The organism is Variovorax boronicumulans (genome assembly GCF_030812215.1).
Taxonomy (GTDB): domain Bacteria; phylum Pseudomonadota; class Gammaproteobacteria; order Burkholderiales; family Burkholderiaceae_C; genus Variovorax; species Variovorax boronicumulans_C.
The window spans coordinates 1079461-1105899 of record NZ_JAUSSG010000001.1 but is presented as its reverse complement, the minus strand read 5'-3'; the positions used below and the strand labels follow the sequence as shown (position 1 = coordinate 1105899).

Genomic DNA, 26439 nt, shown 5'->3' with positions numbered 1-26439 from the left:
AGGGAGCAACATCATGGGTGCTTCCGACTTCTCGAACCTGCCCCATATCGGTGAGGCCCTCCGGCGCAAGGAAGACTACCGCTTCCTGACCGGCGCCGGCAACTACACCGACGACATCACGCTGGCCAACCAGAGCCATGCGGTCTTCGTGCGCTCGCCGCACGCCCATGCGCTCATCAAGTCGATCGACATCGCCGAGGCGCTCAAGATGCCCGGCGTGGTCGGCATCTTCAGCGGCAAGGACATCGAGGGAAAGATGGGCGGGCTGCCTTGCGGCTGGCTCATCAACAACCCCGACGGCACCCCGATGAAAGAGCCGATGCACCCGATCCTCGCGATCAAGAAGGTGCGCTACGTGGGCGACCACGTGGCCATGGTGGTGGCCGAGACGGTCGAGCAGGCCAAGAACGCCGCCGAAGCCGTGGTGGTCGACTACGAGGTGCTTCCCGCGCTCGTGAGCGTGGCCGATGCCGCGAAGAAGACCGGCAGCACCACGCTGCACGACGAGGCGCCCGACAACCAGTGCTACAAGTGGGCGCTGGGCGACAAGGCGGCGGTCGATGCGGTGTTCACCACCGCCGCGCACGTCACCAAGCTCGACCTCGTCAACAACCGGCTGATTCCCAATCCGATCGAGCCGCGCGTGGCCATCGGCAGCTACAGCCGCGGCACCGACGACTACACGCTCTACGTGTCGAACCAGAACCCGCACGTCGAGCGCCTCCTCATGACGGCCTTCGTGCTGGGCCTGCCCGAGCACAAGGTGCGCGTGATCGCGCCCGATGTGGGCGGCGGCTTCGGCTCCAAGATCTTCCTGTACGCCGAAGACGTGTGCCTCACCTGGGCCGCCAAGCAGCTCAACCGCAACATCAAGTGGACGGCGGAGCGCTCGGAGTGCTTCCTGTCCGATGCGCATGGCCGCGACCACGTGAGCCACGCCGAAATGGCGATGGACAAGGACGGCAAGTTCCTCGCGATGCGCGTGCACACCGATGCCAACCTCGGCGCGTACCTCTCGACCTTCTCGACCGCGGTGCCGACCATCCTCTACGCCACGCTGCTCGCGGGCCAGTACACGACGCCGCAGATCTACGTGGAGGTCGATGCCTGGTTCACCAACACCTCGCCGGTCGATGCCTACCGCGGCGCGGGGCGGCCCGAGGCCACCTACCTGCTGGAGCGCCTGGTGTCGCGCTGCGCCTGGGAAATGAACCTGGGCCAGGACGAGATCCGCAAGCGCAACTTCATCACCACCTTCCCCTACCAGACGCCCGTGGCGCTGCAGTACGACACCGGCGATTTCCATGCGTGCATGGACAAGGCGCGGGTGCTGGCAGATGTCGAAGGCTATGCGCAGCGCAAGTCGGCGACCGAGGCCAAGGGCAAGCTGCGCGGCATTGGCTACTCCAGCTACATCGAGGCCTGCGGCATCGCGCCATCGAACATCGCGGGTGCGCTCGGCGCACGGGCCGGCTTGTTCGAATGCGGCGAGATCCGCGTGCACCCGACCGGCAGCGTGACGGTGTTCACCGGCTCGCACAGCCATGGCCAGGGGCATGAAACCACCTTCGCGCAGGTCGTCGCGGCGCGGCTGGGTATTCCGGTCGACAACGTCGACGTGGTGCACGGCGACACCGGCCGCGTGCCCTTCGGCATGGGCACCTACGGTTCGCGTTCGATCTCGGTGGGCGGGGCGGCCATCATGAAGGCACTCGACAAGATCGAGACCAAGGCCAAGAAGATCGCGGCGCACCTGATGGAGGCGAGCGATGCCGACATCGAGTTCGCCAACGGCGAGTTCACCGTCAAGGGCACCGACAAGAAGATCCCATTCGGCCAGGTGGCGCTCACGGCCTACGTGCCGCACAACTACCCGCTCGACAAGCTGGAGCCGGGCTTGAACGAAACCGCCTTCTACGATCCGACCAACTTCACCTTCCCGGGCGGCACCTACATCTGCGAGGTCGAGATCGACAGGCAGACCGGCGAAGTCAAGGTCGACCGCTTCACCGCGGTGGACGACTTCGGCACCATCATCAATCCGATGATCGTGGAGGGCCAGGTGCACGGCGGGCTGGTGCAGGGCATCGGCCAGGCGTTGCTGGAGAACTGCGTCTACGACAACGAGACCGGCCAGCTGCTCACCGGCAGCTTCATGGACTACGCCATGCCCCGCGCCGGCGACTTTCCGCAGTTCAAGCTCGACACCGTGTGCACCCCGTGCACGCACAACCCGCTGGGCACCAAGGGCTGCGGCGAGGCGGGGGCCATCGGCTCGCCGCCGGCCGTGATCAACGCCGTGCTCGATGCGCTGGCGCCGCTGGGCGTCAAGGACTTCGACATGCCTGCCTCGCCCAGCCGCGTGTGGGAAGCCATGCAGAAGGGCGGCACGCCGCAGGACGCGCAAGCGCCCTCGCTCGCCGCCAGCACCCAAGGCCGTCCCGCTCCCTGAACAACAACACAGAAGGAATCACACCCCATGTACGCCTTCACACTCGAACGGCCAGCCACCGTGGCCGATGCGGCCAAACTCATTGCCGGAGGCGCCAAGCCGCTCGCCGGCGGCCAGACGCTCCTTGCCTCCATGAAGCTCAGGCTCTCCGCGCCCGAGCAACTGGTGGACCTGGGCGGCATCAAGGAACTCACCGGCATCAAGAAGGACGGCGGCACGATCACCATCGGTGCGATGTCGCGCCACCTCGACGTGGCGAACAACGCCGACGTGAAAGCCGCCTACCCGGCGCTGGCCGACCTGGCCTCGCGCATCGGCGACCGGCAGGTGCGCGCAATGGGCACCATCGGCGGCTCGGTGGCCAACAACGATCCGGCGGCCTGCTATCCGAGCGCCGTGCTGGGCTCCGGCGCCACGGTCATCACCTCGAAGCGCGAGATCGCGGCCGACGATTTTTTCCTCGGCCTCTTCACCACGGCGCTGGAAGAGGACGAGCTGATCACCGCGATCCGCTTTCCGATCCCCAAGCGCGCTGTGTACGAGAAACTGCGCCAGAAGGCCTCCAATTTCCCGCTCGTCGGCATCTTCCTCGCGCAGTACGACAGCGGCGTGCGGGTGGCGGTCACCGGCGCGGGCAACGGCGTGTTCCGCCATGCGGGGCTCGAAGATGCGCTCAACAAGAGCTTCACCGCGGCAGCAGCCGCAGCCGTGAAGATCGATGCGAGCGAGCTGAACAGCGACCTGCATGCGTCGGCCGCCTATCGTGCGAACCTGATCAGCGTGCTCACGCAACGCGCCGTGACCAAGGCACTGGGCTGAAGCAGCAAGCCGCCCACCGGAAGGCGCGGCGTGCCCGCGTCTTCCGCTACCCTTCGCCATGATCTTTCCGACCATCGATTCCCTCTCCGAAGGCTTGATGCAGGCCGGCTATTTCGCCGACCGCCGGCTGGCGACCGCCGTGTTCCTCGCGCTCAAGCTGCAGCGGCCGCTGCTGCTCGAAGGCGAGCCGGGTGTGGGCAAGACCGAGCTGGCCAAGGCGCTGTCGAAGGCGCTCAACCGCGAGCTGCTGCGCCTGCAGTGTTACGACGGGCTGGAGCAGCGCGAGGCGCTCTACGAATGGAACTACGCGGCGCAACTCCTGCACATGCGCGCGGCCGAAGCCACGGGCGCCGCACGCGACGTGGAGGCCGAGGTCTACCAGCCGCACTACCTGATCCGCCGCCCGCTGCTGCAAGCGCTGCAGACGCCGGCGCCTGGTGCCGTGCTGCTGATCGATGAAGTCGATCGCGCCGATGAGCCCTTCGAAGCCTTCCTGCTCGAGTACCTCGGCGAGTACCAGGTGAGCATTCCCGAACTGGGCACGGTGCGCGCGGTTGTACCGCCGGTCACCATTCTCACGAGCAACCGCACGCGCGAGCTCAACGATGCGGTCAAGCGCCGCTGCCTTTATCACTGGCTCGACTACCCCGAGCGCGAGCGCGAGCTGGCGATCGTGCGGGCCCAGGTGCCAGAGGCCGGCGAAAAGCTCTCGGCGCAGGTCGCGGCCTTCGTGGCACGGCTGCGCGATGCGCCATTCGTCAACGCCTTCCAGCGTGCACCCGGCATCGCGGAGAGCGTCGAGTGGGCGAGGGCGCTGATCGCGCTCGATACCGTCGAGCTCGACCCCGAAGTGGTGGTCGACACCGCCGGCATCCTGTTCAAGCAGCGCGACGATGTGGCGGCGCTCACGCGCGAGCTGGCGTCCGATCTGCTCAAACCCGAGGAGTCGGTCGCGCCCTGAGCGCGGTCGCCGCCCGAGGCCGCTCGCATGACCGGCATCCAGCAACTCGGCGACGTCCGCAGCGGCAAGCTCGCCGGCAACATCACCGCCTTCGGCCGCGCGCTGCGCCGTGCCGGCGTGCGCACCGATGCCATGCGCATCGCACTCGCCGCCGAAGCGGTCACCCTGGTCGGCGTGGAAGACAAGCTCGACCTGAGCGCCGCGATGGAAGCCGTGATGGTCAGCCGCGAGCAGGACCGCATGGTGTTCCGCGAACTCTTCGACGCCTGGTTTCGCGACCCCGAGCTGGCCAACAAGCTGCTCGCCCAGATGCTGCCGAGCGCCGAAGGCAAGGCCGAGCCCTCCAGGCGCCGGCCGCGCGTGCGCGAGGCGCTGACCGCGCCGCGTGACCCCGCGAAGCCGGTGGTGGCCGCCAAGCCCGACAAGGAGGTCGAGTTCGATGCCGCCATGACATCGAGCGACCGCCAGCGTCTGCAGCATGCGGACTTCAACGCGCTCGGCGCGTCCGAATACCGTCTGGTCGAACGGCTCGCGCGCGACGTGACGCTGCCGATTCCTTCGCTGCCCTCGCGGCGCCTCCGTGTGGCCGGCGATGCGGGCCAGCAGCATGCGCGCATGCACTGGCCCGGCGTGTTGCACGAGGCGGCGCGCACCGGCGGCGAGATCCTGCGGCTGCCGCGGCTGGCCCGGCGGGAGCAACCGCTGCCGCTCCTGGTGCTGGTCGATGTGTCGGGCTCGATGGAGCGCTATGCGCGCCTGCTGCTCGCGTTCCTGCATGCATCCACCGGGCGGGCCGGCCGGCGCGACGTGTTCGCCTTCGGCACCCGGTTGACCGACCTGACCCCGGCCTTCCGGCTCGCCGATACCGACGCCATGCTCGGTGCGGCCAGCCTCGCCATCGACGATTTCGCGGGCGGTACGCGGCTGGGCAGTTCGCTGGCCGAGCTCCGGCGTTTCCATGCGCGTCGCCTCACGGGCCGCCGCACGCTGGTGCTGGTGATCAGCGACGGCCTGGACACCGGCGAGCCCGCCGTTCTGGAGAACGAGTTGCTGTGGCTCAAGCGCCATTCGCGCCGGCTGCTGTGGCTCAACCCGCTGCTGCGCTTCGAGGGCTACGCCCCTCTGGCGCGTGGGGCCACCGTGTTGCACCGCCATGCCGACGCGATGCTCGCGGTCCACAATCTCAATGCCCTCGAACAATTGGCCGCCAGCCTCGCCGCGCTGATGCGGTCCGGCCGCTAGGGCCAGAAGACAACAAGGAAGAACCACCATGGAAATGCTCGGAAACCGCCGCCTCGGCATCACCCAACAACAGGCCTGGGAAGCGCTCAACGACCCCGAAACGCTCAAGAAGTGCATTCCCGGCTGCGACAAGTTCGAGCTCACCGGCGACAACCAGTACAGCGTGGGACTCGCCCTCAAGATCGGGCCGGTGTCGGCCAAGTTCAGCGGCAAGGTGGTGCTGTCGGACATCGTGGCGCCCGATGGCTACAAGCTCACCTTCGAAGGGCAGGGCGGTGTGGCGGGGTTTGCGAAGGGCTCTTCGAGCGTGACGCTCAAGCCGGTGGCCGGCGCAGACGAAGCGGCTGTTGCGGATGCCGCGCCTGCCGACGGCGCAACCCCCGCGGCGGGCCCGGCTCCGGCCGGCTGCGAACTCGATTACACCGTGCAGGCGCAGGTCGGCGGAAAGATCGCCCAGTTGGGCCAGCGCCTGATCGACGGGGCCGCCAAGTCGACCGCCGACGATTTCTTCAAGCGCTTCGAAGCCGAAATGCAAAGTCGCTACGGCCCGCCGCCCGCCGCCGCCGTGGAAACGTCCGACGCGCCCGCCGAGAAGGCCGGCGTGATGTCCGGCCTCATGAAGAAGATCGGCCTCGGCAAGAAGGACGACAAGGACGCTCCCGCCGCGCCAGGCGATACGACGAACTGAAGACGAACGCGGCCATGGAAAACCTCGACGTCATGGTGCTTCGCACGCTGCGCGACTGGCGGCAGGCGGGCAAGCGCGCGCTCCTGACCACGGTGGTGCGCACCTGGGGCTCGTCGCCCCGGCCGGTCGGCTCGATCATGGCGTTGGCGGACGACGGCGCGGTGGTCGGTTCGGTCTCGGGCGGCTGCATCGAGGACGACCTGATCGCGCGCTACAGCCACGCGCACGGCAACGGCGAAGACGTGCCGCTGGGCACGCCGCCCGCGCTCGTGAAATACGGCATCACCGCCGACGAGGCGCATCGTTTCGGCCTGCCGTGCGGCGGCACGCTCGAACTGCTGCTCGAATACGACCCCGATGCCGCCGCGCTCGACACGCTCGTGGCCGAACTCGAAAAAGGCCGGCTCATGCAGCGCACCGTGACGCTCGCGACCGGCGCGGTGAAGCTCACCGAAGCGACCGCACCGGACGAGCTCAAGGTGGACGACACAGAGCTCACGAATACCTTCGGCCCCGAGTACCGCATGCTGCTCATCGGCGCCGGCCAGCTCGCCGAATACCTCGCGACGATGGCCAAGTTCAGCGGCTTCGCGGTGACGTTGTGCGACCCGCGCGCCGAATACCGCACCGCGTGGTCGCTGCCGGGCGTGACGATCACCACCGAGATGCCCGACGACGCGGTGCTGGCCTTTCGGCCCGACCGCCGCAGCTGCGTGGTCGCGCTCACGCACGATCCGAAGCTCGACGACCTTGCGCTGCTCGAAGCCTTGCAGAGCGAGGCGTTCTACGTGGGCGCCATCGGCTCGCGCCGCAACGCCGAGGCGCGGCGCGACCGCATGATCGAGCACTTCGACCAGACCGACGAATCGCTCGCGCGCCTGCGCGGCCCGATCGGCATCTACATCGGCAGCAAGACGCCGCCGGAGATCGCGGTGAGCGTGATGGCAGAGATCCTTGCGGTGAAGAACACGGTGCCGTTGCCGCGCGAGATGGAAGTGGCGCGCGCCAAGGAACGCCTGGCCGCCTGAGGATGGCGCTGGCCGCGGGCCCGCCGACCCTTGCTTTTTCTACTCTTCCTCGGCCATCCGCTTGGGGATCGGCGCCTGGTCCGACTGCGCCGCAGCGGGCACGTCGCCGCTCCTTTGCCGCTCGCGAAACAGCGCCGCCCGCATCAGGAAGATGGTGGTGACCGGCGTGGTGAGCGCCACGAACAACACGATCAGCGCCGCGTGCAGGAAGATGCCGTGGCTCTGCACCGAGAAGTAGACGATGGTGGCAACCGTCATCGACCACACGCCGCCGGTGGCGCCCAGCGTGGGTGCATGGATGCGGCGAAAGAAGGTCGGCAGCCGCACCAGGCCGAAGGAGCCGATGGCCGCGAAGGCGGCGCCCAACACCACGAACACGGCGGTGACGATTTCGGCCCACAGGGGCAGGGGGCCCAGAACAGAATCGGTCACTGGCGTACCTCCGTGCTTCGCACTGCGGGGCGAGCTTGCTTGGGGCGGCCCGGCGCGGCGCTCATTCGATCACCTCCCCGCGCAGCAGGAACTTGGCCATCACCGTCGAGCTGACGAAGCCAAACAGCGCGATCAGCATGGCGGCGCCGAAGTACACATCGCTCGCGTAGACGATGCCCAGCACCAGCATCATCAGCATGCCGTTGATGTAGAGGCAGTCCAGCGCCATCACGCGGTCTTGCGCGGAGGGGCCGATCAGGAGGCGGGCGACGGCGCAGAGCATCGCCACCGCCAGCAGGAACAGCGCGAACTTGAGCGACCAGAAGAGGATGGGCGTCATGATTCGAAGATCTCCATCAGCGGACGTTCGTAGCGGGTCTTGATCTGCGCGATGAAGGCGGCTTCGTCCTCCAGGTCGAACACATGGATCAGCAGCACGCTGCGGTCGAAAGCGACCTCGCCCCAGGCGGTGCCGGGGGTGAGGCACATGATCATGGCGAGCACCGCGAGGCCGTTGGGGTCGCGCATGTCCAGCGGTACGGAGACGAACTTCGACCGGATGTTCTCGCTGCGCCGGCTGAGCAGCGCCCGCGTCACTGCGAACACTGAATGCGACATGTCGTACAGCACGACCAGCCAGAGCCGCAGCGCCACGCCCGGGCGACGCATGCGCACCGTGGCCGGCCTGAGGCTCTTGGTCAGCAACGGTACGGCGATGGCCAGCAGCACGCCGGACGCCAGCGTGCTGGCTTCGACCGACTGGTTGAGCAGCAGCCAGACGATGAAGAGCGCGAACGACAGCGGCGGCGAAGGAATCAGGCGTTTCATGGCGAGGTGCCTTTCGCATCGGCCTTCGGCGGATTCGGCACCTGCCGCGCGCTCATCACCGCTTCGCGGTAGGCGCCGGCCGTTCGCAAGCCCTCGGCGGTGGCCATCGCATGGCGCATGACCGGCTCCGCCCAGACGGTGAGCGCGATGCACGCGGCGATCAGGGCGGCCACGGGCAGCACCTCGACGGCGGGCAGCGAGGGCAGGTTCCCGTGCGGCTGGGTCCAGAAGTGGCGGATGCCGGTGCGCGTCAGCGCGATCAGCGCGAGGAAGCCCGAGGCGATCAGCAGCACGAGGAAGGTCCAGCCCGCGACGGTGATCGCCGCGCTGCCGCCCATGAGCCCCGAGAGCATCGCGAACTTGCCGACGAAGCCCGACAGCGGCGGCAGCCCGGTGAGCAGCAGCGTGCAGATCATGAAGCTCAGGCCGAGGAAGGCGACGCCGGCCGGAATGGCGCGACCGTAGAGTGCCTGCGCGTTGTCGTCCAGATTCACGTCGTCGAGCGCACGCAGGTCTTCCGCCAGGAAAGGCGCGTTGCCCGCGGCCTCGTGCGGTGCCACGCTCATGCCGGCGTTGCGCCAGCGCTCGATCATGTCGGTGAGGAGGAAGAAGGCGCTTACCGCGAGCGTCGAACTCAAGAGGTAGAACAGCGCGCCGGCCCAGACCGCCGGTTGGCCCAGCCCCACCGCCGCGAGCAGCGTGCCGGCCGAGATCAGCACGCTGAAGCCCGCGAGGTTCGACAGGCGCTGCGTGCCGACGATGCCGATGGCGGCGACGAACAGCGTGGCGATGCCCGCGCCGATCAGCACCACCTGGCCGAACGCCGCGGAGTCGCCGGTGTCGGGCGCGAAGAGCACGGTCCACAGGCGCAGCACGGTGTAGACGCCCAGCTTGGTGAGCAGCGCGAACACAGCCCCCACCGGCGACACCGCCGCGCTGTAGGCCGGCACCAGCCAGAAGTTCAGCGGCCACGCGCCGGCCTTGGCGAAGAAGGCGGTGAAGAGGATGGCGGCGGCCGCATGCACCAGGCCGCGGTCGGCCGGCGCCAGTTGGGCGATGCGCAGCCCCAGGTCGGCCATGTTCAGCGTGCCGGTGGCGCCGTAGAGCATCGACGCGCCGATGAGGAACAGCGACGAGGCCGCCAGGTTGATCGCGATGTAGTGCAGGCCGGCCTGCACCCGCAGCCGCCCCGAGCCGTGCAGCAGCAGTCCGTAGGAGGCGGCCAGCATCACCTCGAAGAACACGAACAGGTTGAACAGGTCACCTGTGAGAAAGGCGCCGTTCAGCCCCATGAGCTGCAGCTGCAGCAGCGGATGGAAGTGCACGCCCGCACGGTCCCAGCGCGAGGTGGAGTAGATGGACGCGGCGAAGGCGACCACGCCGGTGAGCGCCACCATCATGGTGGAGAGCCGGTCGGCCACCAGCACGATGCCGAAGGGCGCGCGCCAGTTGCCGGGCAGGTAGACGCCGATGGAGCCCGGCCCGCCGCCGGTGTCGGCTGCGTTCACCCAGCGCAGCAGCGCGAGCGCGGCCAGAAGGCCCACCAGGCCCGAGACCACGCTCAGGAACGACTTGGCGCGGCGCCGGTTCTCGCCCAGCAGCAGCATCAGCGCGGCGGTGAGCATCGGCACGAGGATCGGCACCGCCACCAGGTGCGGCATGCTGAATTCGAGGAACTGGTCGAGCAGGCGGAAGAGTTCGCTCATTCGCGCGCCTCTTCCTGTTCCTGGCGTTCTTCGCCGTCCACATGGTCGGTGCCCGTCAGCCCGCGGGAGGCCAGCAGCACCACGAGGAACAGGGCGGTCATCGCGAAGCCGATGACGATGGCGGTGAGCACCAGCGCCTGCGGCATCGGGTCGGCGGTGTTGGCGAGCGTGGCCGCGAAGCCGGGGATCAGCACCGGCTCGCTGTCGACCTTGAGCCGGCCCATGCTGAAGATGAAGAGGTTGACCGCGTACGAGATGAGCGTGAGGCCCATGATCACCTGGAAGGTGCGCGGACGCAGCAGCAGGTAGACGCCCGAGCCGGTGAGCACGCCGATGGCGAGGGCAAGCACGATTTCCATCAGTGCGCTCCCTCCACGGCTTCGGATTCGGCCTGCGCTTCTTTCTCGGCCTGTTCGTCGGCCCAGCGGTGGCTGCGGATGGACTGGTGGGCCAGCGCGGTGAGGATCAGCATGGTGGCGCCGAGCACCAGCGCGAACACGCCGATGTCGAAGAAGAGGGCGCTGGGCACGTGGATGTCGCCGAGCACCGGCAGGTGCAGGTGCGCGGTGTGCGTGGTCAGGAAGGGATAGCCGAAGAACACCGCGCCGCTGCCGGTGGCGAGCGCGAACAGGAGGCCGATGGCGATCCAGCGGCGCGGGTAGATGCGCAGGTGCTCCTCGACCCATTCGGTGCCCGAGACGATGAACTGCAGCACCAGCGCCACCGACATCACCAGTCCCGCGACGAAGCCGCCGCCCGGCGCGTTGTGGCCGCGCATGAAGAAGTAGACCGACACCAGCACCGACAGCGGCAGCAGCAAGCGCACCAGCACGGCCGGCACCATGAGGTAACCCACGGCGGTGTCCTTGGCGCGGCGCGGGTTCAGCAAATCGCTGCTGCCGTCGTCGGACTGCGCGCGCTGCTGCGGCGGCAGCGCCATCGACTCGATGGCCGGGCGGAAGCGCCGCAGCAGCGCATACACGGTGAGCGCGACCACGCCCAGCACGGTGATCTCGCCGAAGGTGTCGAAGCCGCGGAAGTCGACCAGCATCACGTTGACCACGTTGGTGCCGCCGCCCTCGGTGAGTGCGCGCTCCAGGAAGAAGGGCGAGATGCTCTCGGGGAAGGTGCGCGTCATCATGGCCCAGGCCAGGGCCGCCATGCCGCCGCCGGCCGCGATGGCCACCAGCAGGTCGCGTCCGCGCCGGCCCCAGGGGCGAAGGCGGGCGCGCGCGGTCTGCACCGCATCCTTGCTGCGCATCGGCAGCCAGCGCAGGCCCAGGAGGATCAGCACCGTGGTCACCGCCTCGACCACCAGTTGCGTGAGCGCGAGGTCAGGTGCCGAGAACCAGATGTAGGTCACGCACGAGACCAGGCCCGCGCCCGCGGCCAGCATCAACGCGGCGAGGCGGTGGAACTTGGCCTGCCACGCCGCGGCGATGGCGCAGACGCCGCCGATCAGCCAGGTCATGGCGAACATCGGCGAGAACGGCAGCAGCTCGCGCGCGCCGGTGCCCGCGGGCGTCTGCATCAGCGCGGCGAAGGCGCCGGCCACCGCCACAACCACCAGCAGCAGGAGCTGGGTCTGCATGCGGCGCGTGCCGAAGAGGCGGCGGCTGCGTCGGCCGGCTTCGCTCAGGAGCGCAAGCAGGTGCTCGAAGATGACCTGGCCGTCGAAGCGGTGCAGGAGCGGCGTGTGCTCCAGGCCGCCACCCGCGCGGCGGCGGCGCTGCAGCAGGTAGAGCGCCGCGCCGCCCGCGAGCGCCACGAAGCTCATCACGAGCGGCAGGTTGAAGCCGTGCCACACGGCCAGGCTGTATTCGGGCAGCGTGCCGCCGACCACCGGCGTGGCGGCCGCGGCGAGCAGCGGACCGACCGACCAGGCCGGCACCACGCCCACCACCAGGCACACCAGCACCAGCAATTCGACCGGCACGCGCATCCAGTGCGGCGGCTCGTGCGGGTGCTTGGGCACCTCGTCGCCACAGGGCGGGCCGAAGAACACGTCGAACACGAAGCGCGCCGAATACGCCACGCTGAAGATGCCCGCGATGGTCGCGATGACCGGCAGGCTGAAATCGACCCAGGGCGTGGACTGGATGAACACCGTCTCGGCGAAGAACATTTCCTTCGAGAGAAAGCCGTTGAGCAGCGGTACGCCGGCCATCGAGGCGCTGGCGATGATGGCCAGCGTGCCGGTGATGGGCATGAGCCGCATCAGGCCGCTCAGCTTGCGGATGTCGCGCGTGCCGGTCTCGTGGTCGATGATGCCGGCCGCCATGAACAGCGAGGCCTTGAAGGTCGCGTGGTTCATGACGTGGAACACCGCCGCCACCGCCGCGAGCGGGCTGTTCAGGCCCAGCAGCAGCGTGATGAGGCCGAGGTGGGAGATGGTCGAGTAGGCCAGGAGCGCCTTCAGGTCGCGCTGGAACATCGCGATGAAGCCGCCGAGCAGCAGCGTGATCGCGCCCGCGCCGCCCACCAGCCAGAACCACTGCTCGGTGCCCGAGAGCACGGGCCACAGCCGCGCCATGAGGAACACGCCCAGCTTCACCATCGTGGCCGAGTGCAGGTAGGCCGAGACGGGCGTGGGCGCGGCCATGGCGCGCGGCAGCCAGAAGTGGAACGGGAACTGCGCGCTCTTGGTGAAGGCGCCGAGCAGCACCAGCACCAGCGCCACCGGGTAGAGCGCGTGCGCGCGGATCAGGTCGCCCGAGGCCAGCACCACGTCGAGCTCGTAGCTGCCGGTGATGCGGCCCAGCACCAGCACGCCGGCCAGCAGGCACAGGCCGCCCGCGCCGGTGACCGTGAGCGCCATGCGCGCGCCGCGCCGCGCATCGCGCCGGTGGTGCCAGTAGCCGATCAGCAGGAAGGAGAACAGGCTGGTGAGCTCCCAGAACAGCACCATCTGGATCAGGTTGCCAGAGAGCACAACGCCCATCATTGCGCCCATGAACGCGAGGAAGAACGAGAAGAAGCGCGGCACCGGGTCGGAGGCCGACATGTAGTAGCGCGCATAGAGCACCACCAGCGCCCCGATTCCCAGCACCAGCATGCAGAAGAGCCACGCGAAGCCGTCCATGCGGAACACGAGGTTCAGGCCGAGTGCGGGGAGCCATTCGATTTCTTGCCGCAGCACATTGCCGTGGGCGATCTGCGGAAAGAACCATGCAACCTGGATGGCGCAGCCCAGTGCGACGAGGCCCGCGAGGGTCGACTCCCTGTTTCGCGCGTTGGACGGCATCAACGCGGCCAGCACGCTGGCGATGAAGGGGAGTGCGACGAGAAAGACCAGGGGCATTGGGGGCGATTCTATCGACCGACCCTTTGGCGACCCCTATCTATAACCGCAGGACATAGGGCGGTTTTTCGCGGTGTTTCAGCCGGAGAACGCCTGCACGGTGCGCAGGCCGAGCCAGGTCATGCAGAGCGACCCGCCCAGGTGCAGCGCGATCGTGCCCAGCGCGAGGCCGAACCGGCCCCCTGTGAGCATGCCGACGACTTCGGCCGAGAAACTGGAGAAGGTGGTGAGCGTGCCAAGGAAGCCGGTGATGACCATGAGCCGCCACGCGGGGTCGATGTCGGGCAGGCCGTTGAAGAAGCCGATGGCCACGCCGATCAGGTAACCGCCGATGAGGTTGACCGCGAGGGTGCCCCAGGGGATCACGCTGCCCGGGTTGAGCCAGAGCGCGAAGCCCCAGCGCAGGAGGGCGCCTATGCAGGCGGCGAGGCAGATGACGAAGGCGTTCAGCAGCATGGCGGCGATTATCCGCAGCAGGCCGGCTATTTCTCCTTGCCCATCACGACATCGGGCAGGATCGTCACGATGCTCGGGAACAGCGTGATCAGCACGATGCACAGCACCAGGCAGAAGAAGAACGGAATCGCCGCCTTGGCGATCACGTTGCTGTCCTTCCCTGTCATGTTCTGCAGCACGAAGAGGTTGAAGCCCACCGGCGGTGTGACCTCGGCGATCTCGACCAGGAGCACGATGAAGATGCCGAACCAGATGAGGTCGAAGCCCGCCTTCTGGATCATCGGCAGCACCACGGCGCTGGTGAGCACGATCATCGAGATGCCGTCCAGTGCCGTGCCCAGCACCAAGTACACCACCACCAGTGCGCCGATCAGCGCATAGGGCGACAGGTGCATGCTGTCGACCCACTCGGCCAGCTCACGCGGGATGCCGGTGAAGGCCATGGTCTTGGTGAGGAAGGCCGCGCCCGCCAGGATGAACATGATCATGCAGCTGGTGCGCGTGGCGCCCATGATGCCGTCCTTGAAGTTCTTCCAGGTCAGGCTGCGCCCGTAGGCGGCGATGGCCAGCGAACCCAGCACGCCGAAGGCTGCGCACTCGGTGGCGGTGGCCCAGCCCGCGACCAGCACCCACACGATGAACACGATCAGCAGCGCGCAGGGAATGAGGTTGCCCGAGAGCCTGATCTTCTGCATGAAGGTGGTCGGCGGATCGGCCGGCGGCACCTGGTCGGGGTTGCGCAGGCTCCACCAGCCGATGTAGCCCGAGAACAGCAGCATCAGCAGGAAGCCCGGCAGGAAGCCGGCCAGGAAGATGCGGATGATCGAGGCGTCGGCCGCCACGGCGTACACCACCATCGTGATCGAGGGTGGAATGAGGATGCCCAGCGTGCCCGCGGTGGCCAACGAGCCGATGGCCAGCTTCTCGTTGTAGCCGCGGCGCTTGAGTTCGGGCAGCGCCACCTTGGCGATGGTCGCGCAGGTGGCCGCCGAAGAGCCCGAGACCGAGCCGAACACGCCGCACCCGAGGATGGTGGTGTGCATCAGCCGGCCGGGCACGCGGTTGAGCCAGGGGCGCAGGCCCTCGAACATCTCTTCGCTGAGCTTGGTTCTAAAAAGGATCTCGCCCATCCAGATGAACAGAGGCAGCGCCGCGAGTTCCCAGCTCGCGTTGCTTTCCCAGAAGGCCGAGAACAGGTTCTTGCCGGGCAGCGTGTTGGTGAAGAAGGCCTGGCCGACCCAGCCGACGATGGCCAGGGTCATCGCGATCCAGACGCCGCCCGCCAGGAGCAGCAGCATGATCCCGAGCAGCAGCGCGCCCATCCAGAGGTTTTCGAACATCGGAGTGTCTTGGTGTTGTTGTGGTCGTCGTTCTGACGTTCAGACGTCCGAGGAGAAGTCGCCCGCGGCGTGGCGCTCTTCGATGGCGCGCTGGTAGCTCGGCTTCTCGCCGCGCACCACGCCCACCAGCTCGTCGAGCATGGCGATCAGAAGGAGCCAGCAACCGATGACGAAGGTCGATTGCGGAATCCAGATCGGAATGACCACCAGGCCCGTCGCCATCTCGGCGAACTCATAGCTCTCGTAGGTGAAGCTGGTGGCCCAGTAGGTCAGGTAGGCCACCGACACTGCCGCGATCAGGAGGCAGGTCACGTCGAGCGCGCGCCGTGCCTTGGGCGACACCGCTTCCAGCAGCAGCGTCACGCGCACGAAGTCACCGTGACGGAAGGCATGCGCCATCGCGAAGAACGCGGCAGCGGCGCAGAGCCAGGAGACGATGTCGTTCAGGCCGCTCACATGCCAGTTCATCTGGCGGCCCACGCCGGCCAGGATCATCAGCACGAAGATGAGGAACACGCAGAACGCGCCCAGCGCGCCTGCACCGTCGTACAGGCGGTCGAGGAAGCGGCGCATGGCTTACTTCTTTTTATAGGCGTCGACGATGGCCGCACCGTCGGCGCCGGCCGCCTTGAGCCAGTCGGCCTGCATGATGCCGCCGACCTGGCGCATGTCGGCATCGAGCTTGGGCGAAGGCTTGTGCACCTTCATGCCGCGCTCGGCCAGGAGGCGCTTGTACTCGTCGTTCTTCTCCTGCGCGATCTTCCAGCCACGGGTTTCGGCATCGGCCGCGGCCTTGGTGACGGCGGCCTTGGTGGTGGCGTCGAGCGCGTCGAAGGCCTTGGCGTTCACTAGGATGGCGTTCTTCGGAATCCAGGCCTGCGTGTCGTAGAAGTTCTTGATGTGCTCGTAGGTCTTGGTGTCGTAGCCGGTGGAGCCCGAGCTCATGTAGCTCTCGATCACGCCGGTGGCCATGGCGGCGCTGAGTTCGGCCTGCTGGATCTGCACCGGCTGCGCGCCGATCAGCTCGGCGATCTTGGCGGTGGCCGGGCTGTAGGCGCGCCACTTGATGCCGCGCAGGTCGGCTACCGAGCTGATTTCCTTCTTGCTGTAGATGCCCTGCGGCGCCCATGGCACCACGAACAGCACCTTGATGCCTTGTGCCGCGAGCAGCTTTTCCATGGCGGGCTTGGAGGCGTCGTACAGCTTCTTCGCTTCGGGATACGTGGTGGCCAGGAAGGGCACGCCATCGAGCGCGTAGATCGGGTTTTCGTTTGCGTAGTTGGCCAGGAGGATTTCACCGGCCTGCGCCTGGCCGCTCTGCACGGCGCGCTTGATTTCGGGCGCCTTGAAGAGCGATGCGTTGGCGTGCACCGTGATCTTCACCTTGCCGCCGGTGGCAGCGTCCACGTCCTTGGCGAATTGCGTGATGTTTTCGGTGTGGTAATTGGTCGCGGGATAGGCGGTAGGCAGATCCCATTTCGTCTGTGCGAAGGCCGCGGCGCCGAGGGTGAGGCCCGCGAGGGTAATGCCGAACTTGTGATTCATGAACGCGCTCCGGAATGTAGTGAAAGCAAAACGAAAGGAAGCATACGTGCAAATTTCGGGCCACTTCCTGAGGCATTTCCCTGCCATGTTGCGCGCGTGCGGCAGACCATGCGCGCATGAAAAAGCCGCCTCGAGGGCGGCTTTGGCTATTGCGGTGTGCGCGGAATCAGGGCTTGGCAGCCTTGGGCGTCTTCGCTTCCTTCGATGCCGCCGGTGCCGCACCGCCGAAGGCCTGGCCGTTCACCGTGAGGCCTTCGGCCGAGAGCTTCTGGGCCTTCTTCTCCTTCACGCCCTTCACACGTTGCATGAGGTCGGCCCAGTCCTTGAATTCGCCTTGCTTGCGCGCTTCGAGGATGCGCTTGGACATGGCGGGCCCGACGCCATTGAGGCCGTCGAGTTCGGCTTCGGTGCCCTTGTTGACGTCGACGGCGGCGAACGAAGCGACTGCAAACAGCATGGCCGAGAGGGCCAGGATTTTCTTGAACATGATTGAAAAACTCCCTGATTTATTGATATGACTGACAGCCGACAAATGCGTCGGCTGGCGTTCAACGAGACCAGGGAAAGGGGCGTTGACGAGGTCTGCGCCCTGGTGACCATTGTTCCGAAACGTGGTCGGAATCTTGCTCAGAGTTCTTCGACGCGGCGCGGCGGATAGCTGTCCCAGGCTTGGCAGCCCGGGCAGTGCCAGAAGTACTGGTGCGCCTCGAAGCCGCAGGCGGCGCAGCGGTAGCGCATCAGCGGGCGGGTGGCCTGGTCGAGCGCGCGTTGCACCTGCGGATGGAACTGCTCGTGCTCGAACTTTTCGCCCGCCAGCCAGCGCGATGCGGCGACCAGCGAGGGCTGGTGCGCGAGGTGGGCGATGTAGCCGTCGCGCGGGGCGGGCGGCTGCTGCTCGTCGTCGGCGGCTGTTGCAGACGGGGTGCCGCCGAGTGCGATCAGCGCCTCGAGCACGTCGATCGACGGCGATTCGGCATAGCGCCGCTGCAGCAGCGCGAGCGCCTCGGCTTCGCGGTGCGCGGCCACGGCCGCCTGCTGGAGTGCGGCGGCATACAGCGGCAGTGCGAGCGGAGCGGTGTCGCTCAGTGCCACGAGCGTGTCGAAGGCTGCGGCCGCATCGCCGTTGCGCAGTTGCAGGTTGGCGGTGTCGATGGCTGGGCGAGGTGCCTGCGGGGCCAGCTCGACGGCCTGCGCGAGCAGCTTGGCTGCTGCGGGCAATTCGCCGGCTGCCACGCGTTCGGTCGCCTGCTCGCAGAGGTGATGCGCGCGGCGCGTGGCATAGCTGGCCTGGTCGGACTCGTCCAACTTCTGCGCCACGTCGGCGGCCTGGGCCCATTCGCGCGAGCGCTCGTAAATGGCGAGCAGCGAGAGGCGCGCCTCGTTCTCGTAGCGGGTGCCTTCGAGCTTCTGCAGTGCGGCTTCGGCGCGGTCGAGCAGGCCGGCGCGCAGGAAGTCTTGTGCGAGTGCGTGCTGTGCGCGCTCGCGGTCGGCGCGGCTCAGGTCACCGCGGCCGAGCAGGTGCTCGTGCACGCGCACGGCGCGCTGGTATTCGCCGCGACGGCGGAACAGGTTGCCGAGCGCGAAGTGCAGCTCCTGCGTGTCGGGGTCGTTCTGCACAGCCTCGATGAAGGCATCGATGGCCTGGTCCTGCTGCTCGTTGAGCAGGAAGTTCAGGCCGCGGAAGTAGGCCTTGGGCGCCTGCCGGTTCTCGAGCTTGAGCTGGCGGATGTCGAAGCGCGATGCGAGCCACCCGAGCACGAAGGCGACGGGCAGGCTGATCAGCAGCCAGCTGGGATCAAAGTCCATGTTGACGTACGGCGGGGAGGTCGGTGGCGGAGATGGACGGTGCCGCTGCCGGAGCAGGCACGGCCGTCGGTGCCGTTGTGGAAGGGGTTTCGGTCGCCGATGGTGCCTGGGCCGCGGCGGCGGCCCGGTGCTTCCACCAGCCCGGCAGCATGCCGAGTGCGCCCACCACGAGCCCGCCCGCAAAGGCCGCGAGCACGACGAGAACCAGTGGTGCGCGCCAGTAGGTGCCGAAGAAAAAATAGACGGTCGCGTCGTGCTGGTTGTTCAGCGCGAAGGCGAAGAGCGTAAAAAAAATGGCTGCCTTGAGCAGCCACAGGAGGTATTTCATAGCCATTCCCGTTGCCGGAGGCATTCTACGTTTGCATCATCCACGCGGATCAGGCCTTGCGGCCCTTGGCTTCCTTGGCGTCGAGCTCGGCGGTCTTTGCATCGACGGCTTCGCGCAAGGCCTTGCCCGGCTTGAAATGCGGCACCCGCTTTTCAGGAATCTGCACGCTCTCGCCCGAACGCGGATTGCGCCCGATGCGCGGCGGACGTCGGTTGACCGAGAAGCTGCCGAACCCGCGGATCTCGATGCGGTGCCCGCGCACCAGCGCGTCGCTCATTGCGTCCAGGATGGTCTTGACGGCGTATTCGGCATCGCGGTGCGTGAGTTGCGCAAAGCGCGCTGCGAGTTCTTCGACGAGGTCAGAGCGGGTCATGAGAGGCCAGTGCAGAAAACGTGGACGAAAAAAAAGACAGAGCGGCCCCAGGGCCAGCTCTGTCTTCGGACTCAGCTTACTTGCTGTCGTTGTTGTCGAGCTTGGCGCGCAGCAGGGCGCCCAGGCTCGTCGTGCCCGCGTTTTCGCGTGCCGACTGCTGGCTCAGATTGGCCATGGCGCCTTGTTCGTCGACCATGTCCTTCTGCTTGATGGACAACTGGATGTTGCGGGTCTTGCGATCCACATTCACGACGATGGCGGTGACTTCGTCGCCTTCCTTGAGCACGTTGCGGGCATCTTCGACGCGGTCGCGCGAGATTTCCGAAGCACGCAGGTAGCCGATGATGTCTTCGCCCAGGTCGATTTCAGCGCCGCGGGCGTCCACGGTCTTGACCTTGCCGGTCACGATCTGGCCCTTGTCGTTCACGGTCGTGAACGTGGTGAACGGATCGCTGTCGAGCTGCTTGATGCCCAGCGAGATGCGCTCGCGGTCGACGTCGACTGCCAGCACGATCGCTTCGACTTCCTGGCCCTTCTTGTAGTTGCGAACGGCGGTTTCGCCGGCTTCGTTCCACGAGAGGTCCGAGAGGTGAACCAGGCCGTCGATGCCGGCAGCCAGACCCACGAACACGCCGAAGTCGGTGATCGACTTGATCGGGCCCTTGACGCGGTCGCCACGCTTCGTGTTTTGAGCGAACTCTTGCCACGGGTTGGCCTTGCACTGCTTCATGCCCAGGCTGATGCGGCGCTTGTCTTCGTCGATTTCCAGGACCATGACTTCGACTTCGTCGCCCAGCGAGACGATCTTGTTCGGAGCGATGTTCTTGTTGGTCCAGTCCATTTCGGAGACGTGCACCAGGCCTTCGATGCCGGGTTCGAGTTCGACGAACGCGCCGTAGTCGGCAATGTTCGTGACCTTGCCGAACAGGCGGGTCGATTGCGGGTAGCGGCGCGAAACGCCCATCCACGGATCGTCGCCCATTTGCTTCAGACCCAGCGAGACACGGTTCTTCTCGGTGTCGAACTTGAGGATCTTGGCGGTGATTTCCTGGCCGGCCTGAACGACTTCGCTCGGGTGGCGGACACGGCGCCATGCCATGTCGGTGATGTGCAGCAGGCCGTCGATGCCGCCGAGGTCCACGAACGCACCGTATTCGGTGATGTTCTTGACCACGCCGCGGACAACAGCGCCTTCCTTCAGGGTTTCCATCAGCTTGGCGCGTTCTTCGCCCATGCTGGCTTCGACCACGGCACGGCGCGACAGCACGACGTTGTTGCGCTTGCGGTCGAGCTTGATGACCTTGAATTCGAGGGTCTTGTTTTCGTACGGGGTCAGGTCCTTGATCGGACGCGTGTCGATCAGCGAGCCCGGCAGGAATGCGCGGATGCCGTTGACCAGGACGGTGAGACCGCCCTTGACCTTGCCGCTGGTGGTGCCGGTGACGAAGTCACCCGATTCCAGGGCCTTCTCGAGGGCGAGCCACGAAGCGAGGCGCTTGGCGGTGTCGCGCGAGAGGATGGTGTCGCCGTAGCCGTTTTCAACGCTGCCGATGGCAACGGAAACGAAATCGCCGGCCTGGACTTCGAGCTCGCCCTTGTCGTTCTTGAACTCCTCGATCGGCACATACGCTTCGGACTTCAGACCGGCGTTGACGACGACGTGGTTGTGTTCGACACGCACGACTTCGGCGGTGATGACCTCGCCGGTGCGCATTTCGGAACGCTTCAGGGACTCTTCGAATAGGTCGGCAAAAGATTCAGACATTTATGGTTCCTTCCGTCAGGCAGGGTTGGCAGGCGCTCTTGCGAAATTGCGTGCGACTGCTGTGGATCTGGAGACGGCGGTTTTGTGGGCGTGAGCCCGGGTTGGTTGAACAACCAGAAGGCCGGTGCGCTGTCGCGCGAAAAGAGCCTGCTGGAGCGGTATGCGCCACCCGGACAACCCGGTTGGCGCGGGCCTTCAAGCGGACTTGAAAGGCTGCACTTGCTGCCACCAGTTCAACACCGTATCGATCGATTGCTCGATGGACAGCTGGGAGTTGTCGAGGTGGCGGGCATCCTGCGCCGGCTTCAGAGGCGCAACGCTGCGGGAGGAGTCCCTGGCGTCACGTGCTTCCAAGTCGGAGCGAAGACTGTCGAGTGTAGTCGAAATACCCTTTGAAATCAACTGCTTATGGCGCCGTTCCGCCCTCTGGGCGGCGCTGGCCGTGAGGAAGACCTTGAGCGTGGCGTCCGGGAAGATCACGGTGCCCATGTCGCGGCCGTCGGCGACCAGGCCCGGAAGCTGGCGAAAGCGCTGCTGCAGCGCCAGAAGGGCTTCACGCACGGCTGGCAGCGTCGAGACGCGGGAGGCGTCCATGCCGGCCGCCTCGGTGCGGATTTCGTCGCTCACGTCTTCGCCGTCCAGGAGCACCTTTCCCTCGGTGAACTGCAGGGGGAGAGCTGCTGCCAGCGCGGCGATCTGTGCCTCATGCTGTGCATCGGCGCCGAGACCGGCGCGGCGCATGGCAAGGCCCGTCACGCGGTAGAGCGAGCCCGAATCCAGGTAGTGGTAGCCCAGCAGGCGCGCCACTTCGGCCGCGAGCGTGCCCTTGCCCGAGGCGGTCGGGCCGTCGATGCAGATCACTGGCACCTCGGCGGCCTCGGCGACCGAGAACAGGGTTTCGAAGTAATCGGGGAAGGTCTTGGCGACGCAGTGCGGCTCAAGGACGCGCACCGGCACGCCCGCCGGGTTGAACGCTGCGAGCGAGAAGCACATCGCCACGCGATGGTCGTCGTACGTGCGAATGCTCGCCGCCTGCCAGCCGTTCGGCGCGAGCGGGTGGACGCGGATGAAATCGGGGCCGGCCTCGACCGTGGCGCCGAGCTTCTTGAGCTCGTTGGCCATGGCGTCGATGCGGTCGGTTTCCTTGACGCGCCAGCTGGCGATGTTGCGCAGCATGCTCGGCCCGTCGGCATAGAGGGCCATGACGGCGAGCGTCATCGCCGCATCGGGGATGTGGTTCGCGTCGAGGTCGATGGCCTTGAGTGGCCAGGCGCCGCGGCGCACTTCGAGCCAGTTCGGGCCGCTGTCGACCTCGGCGCCCATCTGCCGGGCGGCGTCGATGAAGCGGATGTCGCCCTGGATCGACGCGGCGCCCACGCCTTCGATCCGGATGCCGGTCTTGCCCGAAATACCCGTGGCGATGGCGCCCAATGCTATGAAATAGCTAGCAGACGAAGCGTCGGCCTCGACGTGGATGTCGCCCGGCGAGCTGTAGCTGCTGCCGGCGGGAATGATGAATCGCTCCCAGCCGTCGCGCCGCACCGTGATGCCGAAGCGCGCCAGCAGGTTCAGCGTGATCTCGATGTAGGGCTTGGAGATCAGTTCGCCGACCACCTCGATCACGATGTCGTTGCGCGCTGCGAGAGGCAGCGCCAGCAGCAGGGCCGTGAGGAACTGGCTCGAGACGTCGCCGCGCACGCGGATCGGCGCATCAAGTGTCAGCTCGTCGTGGTCGACCGGGCGGATGCGCAGCGGCGGATAGCCGGGGTTGCCGAGGTAGTCGATCTGGCAGCCGAGCTGGGTGAGCGCATCGACCAAGTCGCCGATGGGGCGTTCGTGCATGCGCGGGACACCGCTCAACTCGAACTCGCCGCCGAGCAGCGAGAGCGCGGCCGTCAGCGGACGCATGGCGGTGCCGGCATTGCCGAGGAAGAGAGGCAGCAGCGCCCCGCGGGACTTCAACTGGCCGCCGAGGCCGGTGATCTGCAGCGTGCTCCCTGCGGGCTGAATGGCGCAGCCGAGCGCGCGCAGGGCGTCGAGCATCACGCGCGTGTCGTCGGAGTCGAGCAGGTCGTGGATCGTGGTGGTGCCGCTTGCGAGTGCGGCCAGCAGCAACACGCGGTTCGAGATGCTCTTGGAGCCCGGCAAGCGGACCGTGCCGGCGGCGCCCACGAGGGGCGGAAGGTCGAGGAATGCGGTCGAGAACATGTCTGTCAGCTGTCCTGCTGGGCCGAGGCGTCGGAACTCGAATTCGGCTTCCATCGTGCGCGCGCCTTGCTGGCGGAGGCGATGGATTGCTCCAGACCCTGCAGGTCGCCGGCGGTCATCAGCGTTTCCAGATCATCGAGCGCCTGGCGGACGGCCCGTGACTGTCGAAGCACCTGCTCGCGATTGGCCAGCAGCACATCGCGCCACATGACCGGGTCGCTGGCGGCGATGCGCGAGAAGTCGCGAAAGCCCGGTCCGGCGAGGTCCAGGAAGCGGTCGCCGTCGGGCTGCGCGGTCAGTGCGTTGATGTATGCGAAGGCCAGGAGGTGCGGCAGGTGGCTCACGGCGGCGAAGGCGGCATCGTGCGCTTCATGCGTCATCGTGACGACGTTGGCGCCGATGCCACTCCACACCTGCGAGGCGCGCTGCACGTTCGACCGCAGCGTGGTCTTGACCGGCGTCAGCACGACCTGCCGGCCAGTGAAGAGCGACGCTTCGGCATGTTCGATGCCGGAGACTTCCTTGCCGGCGATCGGATGCGCCGGCACGAAGTTGGCGAACTGCTTTTGCAGGCCGTTGCGGGCGGCTTCGATCACGTCGCCCTTGGTCGAGCCGACGTCCATCACCAGCGTCTCGGTGGAGATGCCGTGGCGGATCGCCTTGAACATGGCTTCCGAGGCGGCCACCGGCACGGCCAGCAGCACGAGGTCGGCGCCCGACACCGCCAGCAGCGCGGAGGGCGCCGCCACATCGATCACGCCAAGCTGTCGTGCCCGTTCGGTGGTGGAGGGCGATTTGCTATAGCCGACCACGCGTTTCACCAGCTTCGCGCGCTTGAGCGCGAGCGCAAAGGAGCCGCCCATGAGGCCGCAGCCGATCAATCCCAGTTGCTCGAACATCGTGTCTGTCCGGCTCAGGCTTTGACGGGGTAGGCGCCAAGCACCTTGTAGAACGCGCAGAGCCCGCGCAGCTCGGCCAGCGCCGCGGCCACGTTGGGCTGCGAGGGATGGCCGTCCAGGTCGATGTAGAAGTAGTACTCCCACTGGCCGGTGCGCGCGGGACGCGACTCGAAGCGGGTCATGGACACGTTGTTGGCCTTCAGCGGCACCAGCAGGTCGTGCACCGCGCCGGGCTGGTTCGGCACCGAGACGATCAGGCTCGTGCAATCCTTGCCCGATGCCGGCGGCATGGCCAGCGTCTGCGGCAGGCAGATCACCGAGAAGCGGGTGCGGTTGTACGAATCGTCCTGGATGGCATGCGCCACGATGTGCAGGCCGAAGCGCGTGGCGGCACGTTCACCGGCGAGTCCGGCCCAGGCCGGATTGGAGGCTGCGAGGCGGGCACCTTCCGCATTGCTCGACACGGCGCGCCGTTCGGCGTTGGGCAGGTGCTTGGAGAGCCAGGTCTGGCATTGCGCGAGCGCCTGGGGATGGGCCAGCACGGCCTCGATGCCTTCGAGCGAGTTCTCGCTGCGTAGCAGGTGGTGGCGTACCAGCAGGCTGACTTCGCCGACCACATGGGTGGGCGAATGCAGGAACAGGTCGAGCGAACGGGTGACCACGCCTTCGGTCGAGTTCTCGACGCCGACCACGCCGTACTGGGCGCTGCCCGCGGCGGTGGCGTGGAACACCTCGTCGAAGCTGGCGCAGTAGATCAGGTCGGCTGCGCCGCCGAAGTACTCGATGGCGGCCTGTTCGCAGAAGGTGCCTTCAGGTCCCAGCACGGCCACGCGCTGCGGCGATTCGAGGGCGAGGCACGCCGACATGATTTCGCGCCAGATGGCGGCCACATGGAGGTCCTTGAGCGGACCGCCATTGCTTTTCTGCATCTTGTCGATGACGGCGGCAACGCGGTCAGGGCGAAAGAACGGCGTGCCTTCGCGCTTCTTGACCTCGCCGACCAGTTCGGCCACATGGGCCCGCTCGTTGAGCAGGCTCAGCAAGCGTTGATCGAGCGAGTCGATCTGCACGCGCAGATCGGCAAGGCTTTCGGAGTTGTAGTTGGAGGAGGGCGGTGTGGGTGCGGAGGCGGTCATCGGTGCGAGCAGCTAGGGCATGCGCCTAGGCATGCGATCGCTCGAATTCTCGCATGTAGCCCACGAGCGCCTGCACCCCTGCCAGCGGCATGGCGTTGTAGATGCTGGCGCGCATGCCGCCGACCGACTTGTGGCCCTTGAGCTGCAGCAGTCCGGCTTCGCGTGCGCCGGCCAGGAAGGCTTCATTCCGGCTTTCGTCGGCCAGGAAGAACGGCACGTTCATGCGCGAGCGGCAACTCGCATCGATGCGGTTGGCGTAGAAGTCGGAACCGTCGATGAAGTCGTACAGCAGCTTGGCCTTCTCGATGTTGCGCTGCTCCATCGCGGCAACGCCGGTGAGAGTGCCCTCGGTCTGCAGCAGCAGCCACTGGAACGTCAGCCCTGCCATGTAGATGCCCCAGGTCGGCGGGGTGTTGTACATGGAGTTGTTGTCGGCAACGATCTTGTAGTTGAACGCGCTTGGGCAGATCTCGAGCGCGTGGCCCAGGAGGTCGTCGCGCACGACGACGATCGTGAGGCCCGCCGGGCCCAGGTTCTTCTGCGCACCGCCGAAGGCGAGGCCCACACGACTCCAATCGACGCTGCGCGAAGCCACGTGCGACGAGAAATCGATGACGAGCGGCGCATCGCTGCCGAGCGCGGCAAGGTCGGGCAACTGCTGGAACTCGATGCCGTTGATCGTCTCGTTGGTGCACAGGTGCACGTAAGAGGCGCCCTTGGTGAGTTGCCAGGTCGAGGGATCGGGCAGCTTCGTGTGCTGGTCGTCGGCATTGCTCGCGGCCACGTGCGCCGTGCAATAGCGCTGCGCTTCCTTGTGCGACTTGATGCTCCAGCTGCCGGTGATGACGAAGTCGGCGGTTTTGCCGCGCGACAGGTTCATTGGCACGATGGCGTTTTCGCCGAGGCCGCCACCCTGCATGAACAGAATGTGGAAGTGGGAAGGAACGGCCAGCAGCGTACGGATGTCGGCTTCGGCCTGTGTGCAGATCGCGCCGAATTCCTTGCCGCGATGGCTCATTTCCATCACGCTCATGCCGCTGCCGTTCCAGTCGAGCATTTCGGCGGCGGCGCGCCGCAGCACCGCCTCCGGCATGGCAGCCGGACCGGCCGAGAAGTTGTAGGGGCG

General features: G+C 66.9%; 25 protein-coding genes. 6 read left to right on the top strand and 19 right to left on the bottom strand.

Going from position 1 to position 26439, the window contains the following annotated elements:
• Positions 1–13 precede the first annotated feature (13 nt).
• Genes J2W23_RS05225 through J2W23_RS05200 form a run of 6 tightly spaced genes read left to right on the top strand, consistent with a single transcriptional unit; the run spans position 14 to position 7190 of the window.
• Positions 14–2452, top strand: a complete 2439-nt coding sequence (locus J2W23_RS05225) for a xanthine dehydrogenase family protein molybdopterin-binding subunit (RefSeq protein ID WP_307647899.1) — start codon at positions 14–16, stop codon at positions 2450–2452.
• Positions 2453–2479: 27 nt separating this feature from the next.
• The gene (locus J2W23_RS05220; RefSeq protein WP_176658772.1) at positions 2480–3271 is read left to right on the top strand and encodes an FAD binding domain-containing protein; all 792 of its coding nucleotides are present in this window, start codon (positions 2480–2482) and stop codon (positions 3269–3271) included.
• Between the two features lie 58 nt (positions 3272–3329).
• Positions 3330–4232 (top strand): AAA family ATPase, encoded by a 903-nt coding sequence (locus tag J2W23_RS05215; protein WP_176658771.1) that lies wholly within the window; start codon positions 3330–3332, stop codon positions 4230–4232.
• 27 nt (positions 4233–4259) lie between these two features.
• Positions 4260–5474, top strand: a complete 1215-nt coding sequence (locus tag J2W23_RS05210) for a vWA domain-containing protein (protein WP_307647898.1) — start codon at positions 4260–4262, stop codon at positions 5472–5474.
• Between the two features lie 28 nt (positions 5475–5502).
• Entirely contained in the window at positions 5503–6162 is a 660-nt protein-coding gene (locus J2W23_RS05205; RefSeq protein WP_176658769.1) for a CoxG family protein, read from the top strand.
• A gap of 14 nt (positions 6163–6176) precedes the next feature.
• Entirely contained in the window at positions 6177–7190 is a 1014-nt protein-coding gene (locus J2W23_RS05200; RefSeq protein ID WP_307647897.1) for an XdhC family protein, read from the top strand.
• A 39-nt stretch (positions 7191–7229) separates the two neighbouring features.
• On the opposite strand, the gene mnhG is transcribed toward J2W23_RS05200, so the two are convergent.
• The 19 genes from mnhG to serC form a co-directional block, all read right to left on the bottom strand.
• Entirely contained in the window at positions 7230–7622 is a 393-nt protein-coding gene (gene mnhG, locus J2W23_RS05195; protein WP_176658767.1) for a monovalent cation/H(+) antiporter subunit G, read from the bottom strand.
• Between the two features lie 61 nt (positions 7623–7683).
• A complete protein-coding gene (locus tag J2W23_RS05190) occupies positions 7684–7962 on the bottom strand; it encodes a K+/H+ antiporter subunit F (protein WP_176658766.1) in 279 nt (92 codons plus the stop codon).
• A complete protein-coding gene (locus J2W23_RS05185) occupies positions 7959–8450 on the bottom strand; it encodes a Na+/H+ antiporter subunit E (RefSeq protein WP_176658765.1) in 492 nt (163 codons plus the stop codon). Before J2W23_RS05185 ends, J2W23_RS05190 begins: the two co-directional genes overlap by 4 nt.
• Positions 8447–10156: a monovalent cation/H+ antiporter subunit D gene (locus tag J2W23_RS05180; protein ID WP_307647896.1), complete on the bottom strand. Its 1710-nt coding sequence runs from the start codon at positions 10154–10156 to the stop codon at positions 8447–8449. Before J2W23_RS05180 ends, J2W23_RS05185 begins: the two co-directional genes overlap by 4 nt.
• On the bottom strand, positions 10153–10515 hold the full coding sequence (locus tag J2W23_RS05175; RefSeq protein ID WP_057589595.1) for a Na+/H+ antiporter subunit C: 363 nt from the start codon (positions 10513–10515) through the stop codon (positions 10153–10155). The genes J2W23_RS05180 and J2W23_RS05175 overlap by 4 nt, the downstream gene beginning before the upstream one ends.
• Positions 10515–13457 carry a monovalent cation/H+ antiporter subunit A gene (locus tag J2W23_RS05170; protein WP_307647895.1) on the bottom strand — a complete coding sequence of 981 codons (2943 nt, stop codon included), beginning with the start codon at positions 13455–13457 and terminating at the stop codon, positions 10515–10517. Before J2W23_RS05170 ends, J2W23_RS05175 begins: the two co-directional genes overlap by 1 nt.
• Positions 13458–13535: 78 nt before the next feature.
• On the bottom strand, positions 13536–13913 hold the full coding sequence (crcB, locus tag J2W23_RS05165; protein ID WP_176658762.1) for a fluoride efflux transporter CrcB: 378 nt from the start codon (positions 13911–13913) through the stop codon (positions 13536–13538).
• 26 nt (positions 13914–13939) lie between these two features.
• A complete protein-coding gene (locus J2W23_RS05160; RefSeq protein WP_042582394.1) occupies positions 13940–15253 on the bottom strand; it encodes a TRAP transporter large permease in 1314 nt (437 codons plus the stop codon).
• 39 nt (positions 15254–15292) lie between these two features.
• The gene (locus J2W23_RS05155; RefSeq protein WP_257858687.1) at positions 15293–15826 is read right to left on the bottom strand and encodes a TRAP transporter small permease; all 534 of its coding nucleotides are present in this window, start codon (positions 15824–15826) and stop codon (positions 15293–15295) included.
• 3 nt (positions 15827–15829) lie between these two features.
• Positions 15830–16798, bottom strand: coding sequence for a TRAP transporter substrate-binding protein (locus J2W23_RS05150; RefSeq protein WP_307647894.1), 969 nt, complete (start codon positions 16796–16798; stop codon positions 15830–15832).
• A gap of 166 nt (positions 16799–16964) precedes the next feature.
• On the bottom strand, positions 16965–17285 hold the full coding sequence (locus tag J2W23_RS05145) for a ComEA family DNA-binding protein (protein WP_176658759.1): 321 nt from the start codon (positions 17283–17285) through the stop codon (positions 16965–16967).
• A gap of 140 nt (positions 17286–17425) precedes the next feature.
• On the bottom strand, positions 17426–18604 hold the full coding sequence (lapB, locus tag J2W23_RS05140) for a lipopolysaccharide assembly protein LapB (RefSeq protein ID WP_307647893.1): 1179 nt from the start codon (positions 18602–18604) through the stop codon (positions 17426–17428).
• Positions 18594–18932, bottom strand: coding sequence for a LapA family protein (locus J2W23_RS05135; protein WP_176658757.1), 339 nt, complete (start codon positions 18930–18932; stop codon positions 18594–18596). The genes lapB and J2W23_RS05135 overlap by 11 nt, the downstream gene beginning before the upstream one ends.
• 49 nt (positions 18933–18981) lie before the next feature.
• Positions 18982–19305 (bottom strand): integration host factor subunit beta, encoded by a 324-nt coding sequence (locus J2W23_RS05130; protein WP_013540224.1) that lies wholly within the window; start codon positions 19303–19305, stop codon positions 18982–18984.
• A 76-nt stretch (positions 19306–19381) separates the two neighbouring features.
• Positions 19382–21070 carry a 30S ribosomal protein S1 gene (rpsA, locus tag J2W23_RS05125; protein WP_012746757.1) on the bottom strand — a complete coding sequence of 563 codons (1689 nt, stop codon included), beginning with the start codon at positions 21068–21070 and terminating at the stop codon, positions 19382–19384.
• Between the two features lie 195 nt (positions 21071–21265).
• Entirely contained in the window at positions 21266–23278 is a 2013-nt protein-coding gene (locus J2W23_RS05120) for a bifunctional 3-phosphoshikimate 1-carboxyvinyltransferase/cytidylate kinase (protein WP_307647892.1), read from the bottom strand.
• Between the two features lie 5 nt (positions 23279–23283).
• Entirely contained in the window at positions 23284–24177 is an 894-nt protein-coding gene (locus J2W23_RS05115) for a prephenate dehydrogenase (protein ID WP_176658755.1), read from the bottom strand.
• A 14-nt stretch (positions 24178–24191) separates the two neighbouring features.
• Positions 24192–25313: a prephenate dehydratase gene (pheA, locus tag J2W23_RS05110; RefSeq protein WP_013540228.1), complete on the bottom strand. Its 1122-nt coding sequence runs from the start codon at positions 25311–25313 to the stop codon at positions 24192–24194.
• A gap of 25 nt (positions 25314–25338) precedes the next feature.
• Positions 25339–26406 carry a 3-phosphoserine/phosphohydroxythreonine transaminase gene (serC, locus tag J2W23_RS05105; protein ID WP_307648071.1) on the bottom strand — a complete coding sequence of 356 codons (1068 nt, stop codon included), beginning with the start codon at positions 26404–26406 and terminating at the stop codon, positions 25339–25341.
• Positions 26407–26439: the final 33 nt, after the last annotated feature.